Origin of the sequence: Shimia sp. R9_1 (genome assembly GCF_017743775.1) — a bacterium.
Classification (GTDB): Bacteria; Pseudomonadota; Alphaproteobacteria; order Rhodobacterales; family Rhodobacteraceae; genus Shimia.
Genome location: NZ_JAGHRN010000001.1, coordinates 158,587 through 176,001 on the forward strand (window position 1 = coordinate 158,587; position 17,415 = coordinate 176,001).

16 protein-coding genes are annotated in these 17,415 nt (G+C 57.0%); 11 read left to right on the forward strand and 5 right to left on the reverse strand.

Features of this window, described 5'->3' with window-relative positions:
* Position 1: 1 nt before the first annotated feature.
* A complete protein-coding gene (ppk2, locus tag J7399_RS00760) occupies positions 2–1,021 on the reverse strand; it encodes a polyphosphate kinase 2 (protein ID WP_209078168.1) in 1,020 nt (339 codons plus the stop codon).
* A 360-nt stretch (positions 1,022–1,381) separates the two neighbouring features.
* On the opposite strand from ppk2, the gene J7399_RS00765 reads away from it, so the two are divergent.
* Complete coding sequence (locus J7399_RS00765; protein WP_209083582.1) at positions 1,382–2,155, forward strand: transporter substrate-binding domain-containing protein; 774 nt, start codon at positions 1,382–1,384, stop codon at positions 2,153–2,155.
* Between the two features lie 62 nt (positions 2,156–2,217).
* Here J7399_RS00765 and J7399_RS00770 read toward each other — a convergent pair whose 3' ends face one another.
* Positions 2,218–2,787 carry a hypothetical protein gene (locus J7399_RS00770; RefSeq protein ID WP_209083584.1) on the reverse strand — a complete coding sequence of 190 codons (570 nt, stop codon included), beginning with the start codon at positions 2,785–2,787 and terminating at the stop codon, positions 2,218–2,220.
* 178 nt (positions 2,788–2,965) lie between these two features.
* Between J7399_RS00770 and parE the strand changes: the two genes are divergently transcribed.
* From parE to J7399_RS00795, 5 genes are all read left to right on the forward strand, one after another.
* Positions 2,966–4,924: a DNA topoisomerase IV subunit B gene (gene parE, locus J7399_RS00775; protein ID WP_209078165.1), complete on the forward strand. Its 1,959-nt coding sequence runs from the start codon at positions 2,966–2,968 to the stop codon at positions 4,922–4,924.
* Positions 4,925–4,933: 9 nt separating this feature from the next.
* Positions 4,934–5,905, forward strand: coding sequence for a DUF3578 domain-containing protein (locus J7399_RS00780; RefSeq protein ID WP_209083586.1), 972 nt, complete (start codon positions 4,934–4,936; stop codon positions 5,903–5,905).
* A 290-nt stretch (positions 5,906–6,195) separates the two neighbouring features.
* Positions 6,196–6,519 (forward strand): hypothetical protein, encoded by a 324-nt coding sequence (locus J7399_RS00785; RefSeq protein WP_209083588.1) that lies wholly within the window; start codon positions 6,196–6,198, stop codon positions 6,517–6,519.
* A gap of 73 nt (positions 6,520–6,592) precedes the next feature.
* Entirely contained in the window at positions 6,593–7,339 is a 747-nt protein-coding gene (locus tag J7399_RS00790) for a hypothetical protein (RefSeq protein ID WP_209083590.1), read from the forward strand.
* A 57-nt stretch (positions 7,340–7,396) separates the two neighbouring features.
* On the forward strand, positions 7,397–8,071 hold the full coding sequence (locus J7399_RS00795; protein WP_209083591.1) for a hypothetical protein: 675 nt from the start codon (positions 7,397–7,399) through the stop codon (positions 8,069–8,071).
* Positions 8,072–8,201: 130 nt separating this feature from the next.
* Here J7399_RS00795 and J7399_RS21155 read toward each other — a convergent pair whose 3' ends face one another.
* Complete coding sequence (locus J7399_RS21155) at positions 8,202–8,780, reverse strand: PA14 domain-containing protein (RefSeq protein WP_209083592.1); 579 nt, start codon at positions 8,778–8,780, stop codon at positions 8,202–8,204.
* 103 nt (positions 8,781–8,883) lie between these two features.
* Positions 8,884–9,537 carry a phosphoglycolate phosphatase gene (gph, locus tag J7399_RS00805; RefSeq protein WP_209084733.1) on the reverse strand — a complete coding sequence of 218 codons (654 nt, stop codon included), beginning with the start codon at positions 9,535–9,537 and terminating at the stop codon, positions 8,884–8,886.
* A 260-nt stretch (positions 9,538–9,797) separates the two neighbouring features.
* On the opposite strand from gph, the gene J7399_RS00810 reads away from it, so the two are divergent.
* Positions 9,798–10,724 carry a LysR family transcriptional regulator gene (locus J7399_RS00810; RefSeq protein ID WP_209060562.1) on the forward strand — a complete coding sequence of 309 codons (927 nt, stop codon included), beginning with the start codon at positions 9,798–9,800 and terminating at the stop codon, positions 10,722–10,724.
* On the opposite strand, the gene uraH is transcribed toward J7399_RS00810, so the two are convergent.
* Complete coding sequence (uraH, locus tag J7399_RS00815) at positions 10,721–11,077, reverse strand: hydroxyisourate hydrolase (protein WP_209078156.1); 357 nt, start codon at positions 11,075–11,077, stop codon at positions 10,721–10,723. The genes J7399_RS00810 and uraH overlap by 4 nt on opposite strands.
* A gap of 154 nt (positions 11,078–11,231) precedes the next feature.
* On the opposite strand from uraH, the gene puuE reads away from it, so the two are divergent.
* The 4 genes from puuE to aceE all read left to right on the forward strand — a co-directional run bounded on the left by puuE (position 11,232) and on the right by aceE (position 17,413).
* Complete coding sequence (gene puuE / locus J7399_RS00820; protein ID WP_209083593.1) at positions 11,232–12,647, forward strand: allantoinase PuuE; 1,416 nt, start codon at positions 11,232–11,234, stop codon at positions 12,645–12,647.
* Positions 12,644–13,156 carry an ureidoglycolate lyase gene (locus J7399_RS00825; RefSeq protein ID WP_209083594.1) on the forward strand — a complete coding sequence of 171 codons (513 nt, stop codon included), beginning with the start codon at positions 12,644–12,646 and terminating at the stop codon, positions 13,154–13,156. The genes puuE and J7399_RS00825 overlap by 4 nt, the downstream gene beginning before the upstream one ends.
* 66 nt (positions 13,157–13,222) lie before the next feature.
* Complete coding sequence (locus tag J7399_RS00830) at positions 13,223–14,563, forward strand: nucleobase:cation symporter-2 family protein (protein WP_209083595.1); 1,341 nt, start codon at positions 13,223–13,225, stop codon at positions 14,561–14,563.
* Positions 14,564–14,758: 195 nt separating this feature from the next.
* A complete protein-coding gene (gene aceE, locus J7399_RS00835; RefSeq protein ID WP_209083596.1) occupies positions 14,759–17,413 on the forward strand; it encodes a pyruvate dehydrogenase (acetyl-transferring), homodimeric type in 2,655 nt (884 codons plus the stop codon).
* Positions 17,414–17,415: the final 2 nt, after the last annotated feature.

Sequence of the window (17,415 nt, forward strand, 5' to 3'; positions counted from 1 at the left end):
CTCAGCGGTCCTTACGACTGTCGGGATGCAACGCCGTACCCAGAATATGATCTGAGTTGTGGATCACATGACTTGCGGTGTTCGCAATCAGCGGATCAGCGGGCTGCGCAATCTTCGGATCCTTGCCCGGATAGTCCAGTGTGCTCAGAAAGTGACGCATACAGTTCAGACGCGCCCGCTTCTTGTCGTTAGATTTGATCACGGTCCAAGGCGCATCAGCCGTGTCGGTATAGAAGAACATCGCCTCTTTGGCTTCTGTGTAGTCTTCCCATTTGTTCAGCGACGCCTTGTCAATCGGGCTGAGCTTCCACTGTTTGAGCGGATCGGTTTCACGGCTTTCAAAGCGGCGCTTCTGTTCATCTTGGGTGACCGAGAACCAATATTTGTAAAGCCGAATGCCCGACCGCACCAGCATCCGCTCCAGATCAGGGGTTTGGCGCATGAATTCCAGATATTCACCGGGTTCACAGAAGCCCATCACCCGCTCAACACCAGCGCGATTGTACCAGCTGCGGTCATAGAGCACGATTTCACCGGCAGTTGGCAGGTGCTCGATATAGCGTTGGAAATACCATTGGCCGCGTTCTTGATCTGTGGGCTTGTTCAACGCAACAACGCGCGCAGTCCGCGGGTTGAGGTGCTCGGTAAACCGCTTGATGGTGCCGCCCTTACCTGCCGCATCGCGCCCCTCAAAAAGCATCACAAACTTCTGGCCGGTCTCCTGCGCCCAGAGCTGAACTTTCAGCAGCTCGGACTGCAGCTTAGCCTTTTGCGTCTCATAAGCACGACGCGACATTTTTTTCGGATAAGGATACTCGCCACGTTCAAAGGCGCGGCGCATCTCATCCACGGACTCCTTATTGGCAACGGCAGGTGCCGCCGGAGCCGCAGCTTCCTCGACAACTTGCACGGCCTCGGATTCGCTCTCTACCTTTGGAGCCTCTGCAATTTCAGAAGGTTCCGCAGCGACGTCCAGCACCAGTTCCTCTTCAACAACACGCTGTTCAAGTTGTTTTTCCATAAGCTAATCCCTGTCCTGATAAATTCGACAGACATATAGCAAAGGTTGCAATTTCGCGCTTTGACTCACGTCAATTTCCAGAGAAATAGTCAGTGAACTTATTGCACTGATCTCTGCGCCTTAACCATGTCGACAACTGGGAGGACTAGCCTCTATCGGAGGAGTGCGCCGATCGCCCCCTCACTGGAAGATTGAAGCTCTCAGATATCGGCCTATCAAATCCATATAAAATCCACCACAAAACAACGCGAAGAAGGAAGCGAAAGCCATTGAAAAGGCGAGACAAGTGTCGCAGCCAGTAGCTTTCCATTAAGATTCGCGCCCCTAGGCTCTCCTCACACTTAAGAGGACCCCAAGATCATGAAACTTTTTGCCGCCGCTTTGGCCACAACATCCCTCACACTTACCGCGCCCGTCTTTGCTGACACACTCACCATCATGGCAGCCGATCTGCCACCGATGGTCTACGCTGACGGCACAGGCCGCGAAGCAGAGATCGTGACCGCTGTGATGGGCCACTGCGGTCACGAAGTGGCTTTTGAGGTGCAGCCGTTCACACGCCACTGGGCCTCATTTGAGGCGGGCAAGGGGGACGCTGTGATGACCGTACCCGTGGGGATGCCAATGGAAGGAACCCAAGGCGCAGCTTATATTGCCTATCAGAACGGCGTGTCCTTCCTGGCCGGTTCCGGCAGCGACTATGGCGCGCTCAGCGATCTTGCAGGTCTCAGCGTTGCCGCGTTCCAAGGCGCGTCCAACATCCTGCCCGGACTTGCAGAGGCCTCCGACACCTTCGCCTCCTATCGGGAGATGACCGATCAGGAAACTCAATCCAAGATGCTCTTTGGCGGGCGCGTGGATGGCATTCTGGGCGATGGCATGCTGTTTGCGGCCTATACCGCCTCTCTGCGGGACGCAGGCTCCAGCGCGGGCATTGACGCATCCCAACCGCTTGAGTTCCGCGCCATTTTCGAGCCGTCCAATTATGCGATGAATTTCCGCGATGCCGCGCTGGCCGCCGATTTTGATCGCTGCTTTGCAGAGCTTGAGGCGGACGGAACCATCACCACCATCAACGCCAAATGGGTCGACAAATATCGTGACACATTGGGCAACAACTACCTCTCTATGTAGTCTGTTGTAGGTACGGCGAGCGCCCTGCGCATGCTTAAGGCGCTCCCTACCTCCTGCGCATTTTAATCACAGAACCGGCGCTGCACCTCGTAGCGGGCAAAGGGGATTTTGTCCGGGCGTTCCGGCCTATCAAAGGTCTGTGGCCTCCCAATCACCCGATCTTCCGGATCGCGCGTCGCACGCAAGCTGTCAGGGTCCAATGCACGTCGATCACATGTCGCCAACAGGCGGATCGTAATCGCCTCCTGATCCTGCAAATCAATCAGGTAGCCTTCCCGACGCGTTGCCGTGCTGTTGAAAATCAGCGGCGGATCCAACCGGAACTCTCGTGTCTCAGGCCCGAACAGCTCCGGCTCGCCCTGCCAATCGCGCCCTGAGGCAAACACCAGCTCATAAAACCCGGGCGGCACCAAGACGCGGAAGAACTCTCCGCCGCGTATATAGGCAGCCAGCGCCATCTCCCCGGTTTCATAGGCCCGCAGCCGCAGCACATAATCCGCCTCCGCTGTTGTCTTGACCTGCAATGGGATTGTGGCCGGCAGGCCCGTCTTGTTCCAAAGCAACCCCTGCGGCCTTTCCTGCGCCGCAGCCCCTGTCGCAACCAGAATGAAAAACAAGATGCTGCGCCACATTACCGGCTCTCCCTCAGATGTCTCAAAGATAGGCATCCGCGCGGATCCGAGCCATAGAATTTTCCGTGACCATAGAGAGAGCAACTCTGATGGCGCATCTGCGCGTTCTTCCTCTTCCCCCTGCCGCGCGCTCCTGCCATAATGCCTGCCAAGCAACATGAACAAGAGCAGCCCGCGAATGCCCAACGACCTTCTGGCCGAAGCCCAGCCGACCGATTATGACGCCTCCTCGATTGAAGTCCTTGAGGGGCTTGAACCTGTCCGCAAACGTCCGGGCATGTATATCGGCGGCACGGATGAGCGCGCGCTGCACCACATGGTCGCCGAAATCCTCGACAACTCCATGGACGAAGCGGTGGCGGGGCACGCCAACCGCATCGAGGTAGAGCTGCATGAGGATTATTCCCTGACTGTGCGTGACAACGGGCGCGGCATCCCTGTGGATCCCCACCCCAAGTTTCCGGACAAATCCGCGCTTGAGGTGATCCTGTGCACATTGCACGCGGGCGGCAAATTTTCGGGCAAAGCCTATCAGACCTCGGGCGGTCTGCACGGCGTGGGTGCCTCGGTTGTGAACGCGCTTTCGGATTTGATGGTTGTGCAGGTTGCGCGCAACAAAGAGCTCTATGAGCAACGCTTCTCCCGCGGCATTCCACAGGGCAAGGTCGAGAAAGTCGGCGCAGCCCCCAACCGCCGCGGCACCACGGTGACCTTCCACGCCGATGAACAGATCTTTGGCTCCCACCGCTTCAAACCGGCACGCCTCTTCAAATCGATCCGCTCCAAGGCCTATCTCTTCTCTGGCGTCGAAATCCGCTGGAAAACCGCAATTGATGACGGTGAAACCCCAACAGAGGCCACCTTCCACTTCCCCGGCGGCCTGTCTGACTATCTCAAAGAAACCATGAACGGCGCCACCACCTACGCCGAACAGCCCTTTGCGGGCACCGTGGATTTTCAGGAGCGTTTCAACACCCCGGGCAAGGTCGAATGGGCCATCAACTGGACCCCAAGCCGCGACGGCTTCATCCAGTCCTACTGTAACACCGTCCCCACACCTGAAGGCGGCACGCATGTGTCTGGCTTCTGGGCCGCCGTGCTCAAGGGCATCAAGGCCTACGGCGAGCTGGTGAACAACAAAAAGGCCGCCCAGATCACCCGTGACGATCTGATCACCGGCGGCTGCGCGCTGGTCTCCTGTTTCATCCGCGAGCCGGAATTTGTCGGCCAGACCAAAGACCGCCTCGCCACGGTTGAGGCTCAGCGTCTGGTGGAAAACGCCGTGCGCGACCACTTTGACAACTGGCTCGCTGCCGACACCAAATCCGCTGGCGCAATCCTTGATTTCCTCGTGCTGCGTGCCGAAGAGCGTCTTCGTCGCCGTCAGGAGAAAGAAACCGCCCGCAAAACTGCCACCAAAAAGCTCCGCCTGCCGGGCAAGCTGGTGGATTGTTCCGCCACCAACCGCGAGGGCACCGAGCTCTTCATCGTTGAGGGTGACTCCGCGGGCGGCTCTGCCAAAATGGCGCGCGACCGCAAGAAACAGGCTCTGCTGCCCCTGCGTGGTAAGATCCTCAACGTGCTTGGCGCGGCCAGCTCCAAGATCGGCACCAACCAGGAAATCAACGACCTGACCCAGGCGCTTGGCGTCGGGCTTGGCACCAAATTCAACGTCGACGATCTGCGTTATGACAAGATCATCATCATGACCGACGCAGATGTTGACGGCGCCCACATCGCCGCGCTGCTGATGACATTCTTTTATACCCAAATGCGCCCAATGATTGACGCGGGCCATCTCTACATGGCCTGCCCGCCGCTCTTCCGTCTCACCCAGGGCGCAAAACGTGTCTACTGCGTGGACGAAGCGGAAAAAGACGAATGGCTCGCCAAAGGTCTTGGTGGCAAAGGCAAAATTGACGTTAGCCGCTTTAAGGGTCTTGGTGAAATGGACGCCAAGGACCTCAAAGAGACCACGATGGACCCAAATTCCCGCAAGCTGATCCGCGTGACGATTGATGAGGACGAACCCGGCGAAACCGACGCGCTGGTCGGCGATCTGATGGGCAAAAAGCCAGAGAAGCGCTTCCAGTACATTCAGGAAAACGCGCGGTTTGTGGAGGAGCTGGATGTTTGAGCGCTAGTTATGCTTCATGAATACTTGGCGCGTTTAGCCAAAGAGTATGTATTTGAACGCGCAAAAAGGTTTGCTGGAAGCGAATTTGCGGACTTCATAAGGCATGATCTCGCTGTTGAGGCGAGGAAAAGAACGATTTTCCTTCCTTACGATCTAGAACTGAAAGCTAGTGTTGGTCAGTCGCAATGGGCATCAGTGCCCTGGCTAGCATTCTTTGACCCGATAATTACCGACACAGCTACACGCGGGTTCTATGTAGTTTACCTCATAAATCCACAGACTGAGGAAATTGTACTGTCCCTGAACCAGGGAACGACAGAAGTATATGAAGAATTTGGTGAAAACGAACGAGGCAGAAAAATCCTCGCTCGGAGAGCCTTTGAAATGACTGACAGAGTTGCCGACTATGCCAATAAATTCGACATTGCTCCAATATATCTAGGAACCGACGCGAAACTTCCGGCAGGTTACCAAGCTGGTCATGCCTTTGGGCGCGTTTACAACGCTAATTCAATCGATGCTGACGGTTTCTACAACGACTTGGAAAACATGTTGGAGGCATATCGAGCACTCGTTGATCGAGGTGGCCGCACTCCTGTTGAGTCAATGATGGAAGAAGCCGGCTCGACCGACATCGAAGAAACAAGAAAGTACATTTTGTCGAGACGCATCGAGCGCGCGAAAAATGTACGCATCAAAGTATTGAAAGCACGTGGGGCCATTTGTGAAGGTTGCGGGCTAAACCCTCAGGTCCATTACAATTTTAGTGGCCTTTTAAAAAACACTCCACTGGATGTCCACCATGCGAAGCCCATAAGAGAACTCGCGGAAGGTGAAACACGTCGATACAAATTGCCCGAGGATTTTCTAGTATTGTGTCCAACATGCCATCGGGTTATTCATAAGCAAAGCGACGCTTCCGATTTGGAAGCTCTTAAGCAAAGCATTCGGTTCGTTCACGCTAGTCAACTTGACTGGTAAGCTTTCGCCGCGCCTGACCCGAGGGTGGGTGCGGAATGCGCCCTCCCATGGGGGACGGTCGGACGCGGCGGAATGCTCTGCATTCCCGCGTAGGGTGCGCATTCACTGCGCACCGCCCCCACAAACACCCCCAAACCGGTGCGCATAAATGCGCACCCTACGGCTTGCCCCCGCCCGGTGGCACTGCCACACTCCGCCCCATGCGCCTGATCCTCCTCTTCGCCCTCCTGCTCCCCACCTCGGCCCTCGCCCAAGCACGCGCGGACAGCGAACGCTATCAAAACAATCACTTGTCCCAACCCGCGGCACCCAAATCACAGACCTCAAACCTCTATCAATGGCCGCAGAATGAACCCCGCACCGAGATCTTCTGTGACCAATACGCCCGCGCCGCCACCGGCATGCGCGGCACTGAGCAAGGCAGCCGCACCGGCACCAATCTTGGCCAAGGTCTCGGCTACATCGGCACGCGCGACCGCAAACAGGCCGAGGCTTTTGGCATGATCGGCGCGACTCTTGGCGCGTCTGAAGGCCGCGCGCAGGATCAGGAATTTTACAGCTACCACTTTCAGGAATGCCGCACGGGTGGGCGCCTTGTGCCCACCCCGAAATAAGCCAATCAGGTATTGAAACACCCCTGACCCACCTGTGAACCCTGTTTCAACGGGAACTCGCTATGCTCGCCCCATGGCTGACTTCATTCACATCTATCAACTGCCTCTGATCCTCCTTTTCTTTATGATCGGCAGTGTCGGCGCGCTGTTGCTGTTCAAATTTGCGCATCGCTCAAAGGCATGGGAATTGGCCGATGTGATCTGGGTGGCGCTTGGCGGTTTGGGCGCTGTGGTCGCCATAGCTGTGGGCATCTATCAAGAGGACAGCACCGCACTGAACCGACAGGTCACCGTCGCCTACACCGCGTCGCGCGACTTTGACACGGACGCCGCCCGCTTCCGCCTGCGCTATTGCAACGATGTGTCCGAAGACGAGCTGCAAAAGCTCTGCGAGAAAGTCGAATATCTTTCCGCCAGTTCCGCCAGCAACACTGCACTTCCACTCTTTGTCTCCGTGACTGAGCGCCGCGCACCGCTCGAAGGCTTCACCCTGCTGTTCAAAGATCGCGACGACATGGACACTATGGAGCAGGCCGCCGCCCAACTGGAAGAGGCGGAGTTTCTCGCTTTTGACACCCGCGATGTGCCCACGGTTATGGCCCTCAAAGACATCGCCCCCACACGTCCGGAAATCGCTGCCGACTACCGCGTTCTGGCGCTGACCTATGACGCGCTGATCGAAGATGTCAGCGCCCTGCGCGAGGCCTGGGAGGTGCTGCAATCAGGCCGCGCTCTTCTGATTCTGCAATTTGTCGCCATCTGTCTCGTGGCCTTTGCCGCGCCCTTCCGGCTGGGCCGCACCATCGACGGGCTGATCTGACCGCGACGTGATCGATTTGCGCCTTGTCCGATCTGTGGCCTTTGCTACTCTTCTTTCATGCGCCGCCTGCTTTGCCTTCTCTCCCTGACGCTGATTTCCTGCACCCGTCCCCTCACGGAGACAGAGACCGCCTTTGCGCGCGATGTGCATGGCGACGGGCTGGACACCAGCCGCGTGCGTATCACCCGCGATGTGCCTCTGGGTGTGGCCACCTTTGAATACAAAAAGCGCCCGCGCCTTGCCTGTCGGGAGCGCATCAACCCCGAACCCAAAGAAGAGGTCATCACCGCCTCCCCCGCGGGTGTGGTGCTCTTCAACCGCCTCTTCACCACCGAGGACTGGTCTGTCCCGAACTATCTGCCGGACTACCCCGAGAAAGTGCACATGAGCGCCGCGCTTTTCTTTGCCCACGAAATGACCCACGTCTGGCAATGGCAAAACCGCGACGTCACCGGATATTCACCCCGCCGCGCCGCGAGCGAGCACAAACGCGGCGTAGATCCCTATCAGTTTGAAACCGCCTCGGCGGAGACCTTCCTGGATTATGGCTATGAACAGCAGGCCTCTGTGGTCGAAGAGTACCTTTGCTGCGCGATCCTGGATCCGGAAGCCCCCCGCACCGCGCGCCTTCGCTCCCTGCTGGATGATCACTTCCCTGTCGATGACCTGCCCCGTCTGGAGTCCGTGATCCTGCCTTGGGAAGGGGCGGAACTCGAAGGCATTTGCCGCTAAACCACGTCGTTATTTGCACTTACGATCCACAGCCGTGATACCACCGCGTTACAGCCGCAATACCGACGCGATACAAATGTGGACCTGCGCACAAAAAAGGAGGCCAAGGCCCCCTTCTGTGTTATTGCGCCTATTTATATCCGAAGGCGCTGTCCGGGATCAGTTGGCGCTTGCCGCCGGGCGGTGTCCACTCGCTTTCAAAGCAGGCCGTTCCTTCTTTCTGGAAATACAACACCTTAATGTCATACCAGCCTGCCTTAGGCACATTCACCTGCGGCCGTCCTGCGCTGGCACAGGCGGTGATACCGTCAATCTTGCCCACGGTCTGTCCGCTGATCCAGATCTGAGCGCCATCATTTGTATAAAATTCAACACCATAAACCCCGGCCGACGGAAATTTGATGTAGCCGGTCACCTCTGCGCCAACCAACTCTGCACGGCCTGACGTCATCACCGGCGCGCCCTTGCCCTTGTCTGGAAAATTCAAACCCGGCAGCGGCGTTCCCGACTCACCAAAGCGCTCAATCCGGCGCTGCGCCGGATGCAGGTTGCGCACACTCCGGTCATTAACCGCATAGACAACTGCAAGCCCGGTCTTGAGACCTTTGGGTTGTGGATCTGCAGGTGTCAACTCAATCACCTGCGCAGAAAGCGCGCTGGCAAACATAACAGAAACTGCCGCCAACGCACTGAAAATAAAAGACTTCACTGTGCAACCTCCCTGGTGTCGCATTCTTCTATCGCAGCCTAGAATCTTTGGCACCTGTGGGGCAAGTCACAGTTCAGCGACAGAATACGGAACCTGCCGCGCGTCAGGCGATGGCACTCAGCTCCGCCGCACGCAGGAAGTCGTTCCAATGCGAAAACCGCACATCATGCGCGATTTCCTCGACCGAAGACTTGCGGTAGCCTTCCGTAAACAAGGCAAATCTCACACCCGCATTCTCTGCGGTTCCGGCATCCACCTCGCTGTCGCCCACATAGAGAACCTCAGCGGCGGAGAAGCTGCCCATCGCCTCATACAGCGGCTGAGGATCAGGCTTGCGCACTGGCAAAGTATCCCCACCGATAACGACATCAAAAAAGCCATCAAGACCCAACCCGACCAACACATGCCGCGCGGGCTCTTCCGGTTTGTTGGTACATACGGCGAGAAACACTCCATTTTCCTTGAGCAACCGCAGTACGTCCAAAACACCGTCATACACGACGGTCTTGTCGGAATTTGATGCATTGTAGATTGCCAATACCCGCGCGTGTACGCGATCAAACTCTTCCACCGGCATGCCCCGCGCGGCCATCACACGCTCAACAAGCTTGGGCAAACCATTGCCCACAAACGAAATTGTCGTTGCGAGGTCGAGAGGTTCAAAACCTTCTTCGGTGAGCATCAGGTTGACCGAGGCCTGAATATCCGGCGCGCTGTCCACCAGAGTGCCGTCCAAATCGAATACCACTGCCTTGATCATCTTTATTGCTCCCCAAAACTTTCGGCGCACAGAAACAATCTTTGAGAACAAAGGCAAGCGCATGGGGTGCTCTACCTACGTGCCGTGATGACAACAGAGAACTAGCCCCCAACTTGTTGCCAGAGGGCATTCATTCAGCCCTGAACCGATCTGGCGAGAGGTTTCTGCAAATCTGTCGCCGCGATATGCTGGTGCATTCGGGCTTTCTTCACTAACATGAAGAAAGCTGACCTATTTCAAGAAAATCCTGAAGATCCATGTCCTACATCGACAACATCCGAACCTTTGTACGTGTCTATGAACTGGGCAGCATGTCCGCCGCTGCACGCGATCAACGGATATCTGCGGCCGTGGCATCCTCTCGGATTTCTCAATTGGAAGAATATCTTAGCGTACGTCTCTTTCACCGCACAACGCGGCAGCTCAATCCAACTGAGCAGGGCAACACTTTCTATGATGGCGCATGCAAGGTTCTGGAAGCGATAGAAGACGCCGAAGCCGCAGTGAACTCCATCACGCAAAGCCCACGTGGGTTGCTTCACATAGCCGCCCCGTTGGGGGTTGGTCGACGACTGATCGCGCCCTTGGTTCCAGAATTCAAAAAAGAATATCCACTGGTCGACCTGAGGCTGCGCCTGTCCGACCGGAAGCTGGACCTAACCGCAGAAGGCTTGGATGTCGCCTTTTTCTTAGGTGTGCCAGAAGACAGCACTCTGCGCATTCGAAAGATTGCGGATTGCCCGCGTGTGCTTTGTGCATCCCCGAGCTACCTCGCACAACGTGGCACACCGGAGACGCCTGAGGCCCTTACGGATGGAACGCATGATTGCCTAAACCTGCGCTACCCCGGCGCGCCGGAATTCCAATGGCCTCTGGAAACGTCGAACGGAACACAGCGTTTTGCAGTGAAAGGGCCGTTTGAGTCAGATGATGGGGATGTCCTCACGGACTGGGCGCTTGAGGGCTTTGGCATCACCCTCAAGCCGGTGTTTGAGATCGCGGAACATCTGAACTCAGGCGCTCTGGTGCCCGTCCTGCAAGATACGCCCCCGATACCGATCCAGATGGCGCTGCTTTACACACACCGCCGTCACCAAGATCCCAAAACACGGCTTTTGATCGAGTTCATGACCCCACGCGTGCAAGCTGCGCTCTCCGGAAACCTTTCGGTTTCAGAAGGTTAACTGCCGCGATAGGTGGAATACCCAAATGGGGACAGCAATAGCGGCACATGGTAGTGCGCCTCTGCATCAGCCATGCCAAAGCGGATCGGAACCTCATCCAAAAAGAGCGGATCATCTCCCGCCTGACCGGTCTCGCGCAGGTAGTCACCGCAATGAAAGATCAGCTCGTAAGTACCTGTTTTAAAATCGCCTTCTGGCAAGATTGGAGCATCTGTGCGGCCATCATCATTGGTGACCGTCTCTGCAATTTTGCGGTGTGAATTGCCGCTGACGCGATACAGCGAAATACGAATACCTTTTGCCGGAACGCCCCGCGCCGTGTCCAGAATATGGGTTGTCAGATAGCCAGCCATAAAATTCCCTCACATTTCTTGTGCATCGTCTATCGCCGATGATGCTCTGCCAAGCAAAGCCAGAGTGCCAACAACACTTTCATGAATAAAGAGAAAGTCTTGGGCATTTGCACGGGTTAGAACATAATGACAAAAATGTGAGGGAGCCGACAACGTGACTCGTTACGTCCGGAACATGCGGGGCTATGGCCAAAACCCACCCCGCGCCGCTTGGCCGAATGATGCCAAAATCGCCGTACAATTTGTGCTGAACTATGAAGAAGGCGGCGAAAACTGTGTTCTGCATGGGGACGCCGCCTCTGAGGCATTCCTGTCAGACATCCCAGGCGCCGCGCAATGGCTCGGGCAACGCCACTGGAACATGGAGTCGATCTACGAATATGGCGCGCGTGCCGGCTTCTGGCGTCTCCATCGCCTTTTCACCGGCGCGGATATTCCCGTCACAATTTACGGTGTCGCCACCGCACTCGCCCGCAGCCCCGAACAGGTTGCTGCCATGAAGAGCGCCGGTTGGGAGATCGCCAGCCACGGCCTCAAGTGGGTCGAGCACAAAGATATGGCAGCGGATGAAGAGCGCGCCGCGATTGCGGAAGCGATCCGCCTGCACACCGAGGTGGTCGGCGAACGCCCGCGCGGCTGGTACACAGGCCGGTGCTCTGAGAACACGGTGCAGCTCGTCGCTGAGGAAGGTGGCTTTGACTATATCTCAGACGCCTACGACGACGATCTGCCCTATTGGCTAGAGCTGGAGGAGCGTGATCAGCTGATCATTCCCTACACGCTTGAGGCCAATGACATGCGCTTTGCCACGGCACCGGGCTGGGTGACTGGGCAGGACTTCTACACATACCTCAAAGATGCCTTTGAAACACTCTACGCCGAGGGCACCGACGGCGCGCCCAAGATGCTTTCCATCGGGCTGCATTGCCGCTTGGTCGGGCGACCGGGCAAACTCGCGGCGCTCGAGCAGTTTGTGGATTACATCCAGAGCTTTGAAGGGGTTTGGACACCGCGGCGGATCGACATCGCCGAGCATTGGCAAACCCATCACCCGCATCAGCGGATCGAGCGCCCAAGCATGATGGACAAAGCCCGCTTTGTGGAAAGCTACGGCGGCATCTTTGAGCACTCCCCATGGGTTGCAGAGCAAGCGCATGATTTGGAGCTTGGTCCGGCGCACGACTGCGCTGCCGGGGTGCACAATGTGCTTTGCCGCGCTTTCCGGCGCGCTCCGAAAGAAGCCCGCCTCAAAGTGCTTCAGGCGCACCCAGATCTGGCTGGCAAACTCGCGGCGGCAGGCCGTTTGACCGCTGAAAGCACCTCAGAGCAGGCCGGCGCAGGTTTGGACATGCTGACCGACGACGAGCGCGCACGTTTCACGCAACTCAACACAGACTATGTGGCGAAGCATGGGTTTCCCTTTATCATCGCGGTGCGCGATCACGACAAACCCTCCATCATGGCCGCCTTTGAGCGACGGATCGGCAACGACAGCACAACCGAATTTGCAGAAGCCTGCCGACAGGTCGAGCGGATTGCCGAGTTCCGCCTGCAGGATTTGCTGCCTTGACCGATATCGATGCCCTCCCTCTGACCGAAGAAGCCTTCGCGCCATTTGGTGATGTCATCACGCTGCGGGACGCTCCTGATAAGATCATCAATCAAGGCATGTGCGGTCGGCATCACGACTTGGCGCAAATGGATTTTGGGCCAATGGGGCGCGCGGGCATCTCGCTGTTTAATGCCACGCCGCGCACGCTGCCTTACACATTGGACATGGTCGAGCGGCACCCAGAGGGCTCACAGGCTTTCATTCCGATGACGGAACATGCGTTTTTGGTGATTGTTGCCAAAGATTTAGGCGGCACCCCCGATGTGCCCCAAGCTTTCCTCACGACACCCGGCCAGGGCATCAACTTTCATCGCAACATATGGCACGGAGTGCTGACCCCTCTGAGCGCACCCGGCTTGTTTGCCGTGGTAGATCGCATTGGAGACACCGCCAACCTAGAAGAGTTTTGGTTCGATACCCCGTATCGCGTGGTGGCCGACCAAATCCCCCGGTCAGGCCTCACCTGACCCTCTTGCCTCAAGCCGCTCAATATCAGAAGTGGCAGGGCGTAACGACCGACAGGAGAAGCAAAAATGGCTGATAGCACAGCTACCACAACGCAGACATTGGGGCAGTATGCCGACCCCAATGTCACGCCACCTTTAGGCCAGGCAATTCCGCTTGGCTTTCAGCACGTCTTGGCGATGTTCGCCTCCAACGTGACCCCTTCAATCATCGTCGCCGGTGCGGCTGGTCTGGCCTTTGGTGGGCCGGAACAGGTCTATCTCATTCAGATGGCCATGCTTTTTGCAGGCATCGCCACACTGTTTCAAACTGTTGGGATTGGTCCCATTGGCGCGCGCTTGCCTATCATGCAAGGCACCAGCTTCGCCTTTGTGGGCGTTCTTGCCGGTGTCGCCGCGACCCAAGGTCTGAGCGTTGCGCTAACCGCCTGTATCATTGGCGGCGTTATCCACTTTGCGCTTGGATCCGTGATCGGCAAACTGCGCTGGCTCTTCCCGCCGTTGGTGACAGGTCTGGTGATCCTTGCAATCGGCCTCTACCTTATCCCCGTGGCCATCAAATATGCTGCAGGTGGCGCGGCGAGCTTTCAAATGGAAGCCGAAAGCTTCGGCTCGCTGAAGCACTGGTCCGTGGCCCTAACCGTCGTGATCGTCGCTTTGGTGCTTAAGTTCTACACCAAAGGCGTCCTGTCTAATGCCGCGATCCTGGTGGGCCTTCTGGCAGGCTACGTTCTGGCTTTTGCACTCGGCATGGTAAACTTCGCAGCCGTCGGCAAAGCCTCTTGGGTGACAGGCATCACACCTCTCCCTTACGGGTTTGAATTCAGTCTTGGCGCGGTCATCGCGGTCACCTTGGTTTCCATCGTGTCCGCGATTGAAACTGTGGGCGACGCCTCTGCAACCGCGAAAGCAGGCGCTGGCCGTGACGCGACTGATGCAGAGATTCAGGGCGCGACCTACGCAGATGGTCTTGGCACAGCAGTTGCAGGCGTGTTTGGCGGTCTGCCCAACACATCCTTTAGCCAAAACGTTGGCATTGTCGGCATGACAGGTGTGATGAGCCGCCATGTGGTCACCATTGGCGGTATCGTTCTGATCGTCTGTGGCTTGCTGCCCAAGATTGGTGCGGTCATCGCTTCTATGCCGCTACCGGTGCTGGGTGGCGGCGTGATCGTGATGTTTGGCATGGTTGCCTCCGCAGGTCTGAACGTGCTGACAGAGGTGAACATGAACCGCCGCAATATGGTGATCATAGCGGTCTCTCTAGCGGCAGGCCTAGGGCTCAACCTTGTGCCAACCGCCGTGCAATATCTGCCGGGCGTTGTGAAAACGCTGATGACATCCGCAGTGGCGCCCACAGCGCTTTGCGCCATTGTGCTCAACCTCGTGCTGCCGCAAGAAGACAGCTAAGCTTCTGCAAATCCGATCTAAAAGGGGCGTTCGCGCCCCTTTTTCTTTGTCTGCTCACCGTCTTTAACGCTTCCGCCATACCCCGTATCAGACATGATCTGAGCGCATGGGAGCCATGCAACCGCCCCACTAGCTTGATTGTTTAATGTTAAACTATAATGTCTGAAACGCGGATTTCAGTGGAGGAGACGCCGCATGGCGAACGAGATTTCTGACATCGACCCAATCGAGTCCCAAGAATGGCAAGATGCAATCGAAGACGTGATTGCGCGGGACGGCCCAGACAGAGCCCATTACCTGCTGGACAAAGCGGTGCAACAGGCCCGTGCGGCCGGTGCGACACTGCCTTTCTCGGCAACCACCCCATACCAGAACACCATCCCGGCGGATGATCAGGAAGAATTCCCTGGCGATCTCGATATGGAATGGCGCATCCGCACCATCAACCGCTGGAATGCCATGGCGACCGTGGTGCGCCGCAACAAAGAGAGCAGCGAGTATGGCGGTCACATCGCTTCCTTCGCCTCCTCCGCGGTGATGTATGATATAGGGTTAAACCATTTTTGGCGCAGCAAATCTGCGATCCACGGCGGCGACCTTGTGTTCTTCCAAGGTCACGTGATCCCTGGCATCTATGCGCGTTCCTTCATGGAAGGTCGCCTGACAGAGGAGCAGCTTGAGAACTTCCGCTCCGAGGTGAACGGCAAAGGTCTTTCTTCCTATCCGCACCCATGGCTGATGCCCGACTATTGGCAGTTCCCAACGGTTTCCATGGGCCTTGGTCCGCTGATGGCGATCTACCAGGCGCGGTTCATGAAATACATGCACAACCGCGGCCTCATCGACATGGCAGACCGCAAGGTCTGGTGCTTCCTTGGTGACGGGGAAATGGACGAACCGGAAAGCCGTGGCGCCATCGACCTTGCCGTGCGCGAAGGCCTCGATAATCTGATTTTCGTCGTAAACTGTAACCTGCAACGGCTTGATGGCCCGGTGCGCGGCAACCACAAGATCGTGCAGGAACTGGAAGGCGACTTCCGCGGCGCGGGCTGGAATGTCATCAAGCTGCTCTGGGGCAAAGGCTGGGACGAATTGCTGGAAAAAGACACCTCCGGTAAGCTGCGCCAGTTGATGGATGAAACCGTTGATGGCGACTACCAGACCTTCAAATCCAAAGATGGTGCCTACATTCGTGAGCACTTCTTCGGCAAATATCCGGAGACCGCGGAACTGGTCAAAGACTGGACAGACGAGCAAATCTGGGCTTTGCGTCGCGGCGGCCATGATCCGCAGAAAGTCTACACTGCGTTCAAGCGGGCAACCGACACCAAGGGCATGCCAACCTGCCTGCTGATCAAGACCGTCAAAGGCTACGGCATGGGCAGCGCTGGCGAAGGGCAGAACACGACCCACCAGCAAAAGAAAATGGCCGAAGATCAACTGCGTGCCTTCCGGGATCGCTTTGAGATCCCAGTGAGCGACGAAGATCTGCCCAAAGCGCCATTTGTGAAGCTCAACAACGCGCAGAAAGCCTATCTGGCTGACCGCCGCAAAGCGCTTGGCGGGGAGTTCCCAAAGCGTGAGAGCCAATCACCCAAGATGGAAATCCCCGCGCTCGACAAATTTGCCGCGCAGCTGAAAGGCACCGGCGAGCGTGAAATTTCTACCACCATGGCCTTTGTCCGTATTCTGACCACGCTCCTTCGTGACAAGCAGATCGGCAAAAACGTTGTGCCAATCGTGCCGGACGAAAGCCGCACATTCGGGATGGAAGGCCTGTTCCGCTCGGTGGGGATCTATAACCCCGAAGGGCAGAACTACACGCCCGAAGATGCAGATCAGATGATGTACTACAAGGAATCGACCTCCGGTCAGGTTCTGCAGGAAGGCATCAACGAAGCGGGCGCCATGGCGGATTGGATTGCGGCAGCAACCTCCTATTCCAACCATGGCGTGCCGATGATCCCTTTCTTCATCTACTACTCCATGTTTGGCTTCCAGCGGATCGGCGATCTGGCTTGGGCGGCAGGCGACAGCCGGGCGCGCGGCTTTATGCTGGGCGGCACCGCAGGGCGCACCACGCTGAATGGCGAAGGGCTGCAGCATGAGGACGGCCATAGCCATATCCTCGCGGGCACTATTCCAAACTGCGTCAGCTATGACCCGACCTTCCAGCACGAAGTTGCTGTGATCGTGCAGCATGGCCTCAAGAGAATGTATGAAAATCAGGAAGATGTGTTCTTCTACCTGACCTTGATGAACGAAAACTACGCCCACCCGGACATGCCTATGGGTGTGGAAGACGAGATCATCAAAGGCCTCTACCGCTTCCAGGAAGTCAAAAAGCCAACCAAGAAGCACGTTACGCTGATGGGCTCCGGCACCATTCTGGTGCAGGCTATGAAGGCCGCAGACATGCTCAAGGAAGACTTTGGCGTCACCGCTGAAATCTGGTCTGCCACGAGCTTCAACGAGCTGGCACGGGATTGTCAGGATGTGGCCCGCCACAACCGCCTGAACCCGCTGGCGGAACCAAAAGTGTCCTTTGTTGCGGAGCAACTTGCCAAAGCAAAAGGTCCGGTGATCGCCGCGACAGACTACATGAAGAACTACGCAGAGCAGATCCGCACATGTGTGCCGGGCCGCTATACGGTTCTGGGTACAGACGGCTTTGGCCGCTCTGACAGCCGTGTGAACCTGCGCCGCTTCTTTGAGGTGGATGCCAACCACATCGCCGCAGCCGCCATGGTGGATCTGTTCCGCGAAGGCGCTGTGACCAAGAAAGACCTTGAGGCCGCATTGGCCAAATATGACATCGACGGCGCCAAGCCGAACCCGCGCCTGGTGTGATC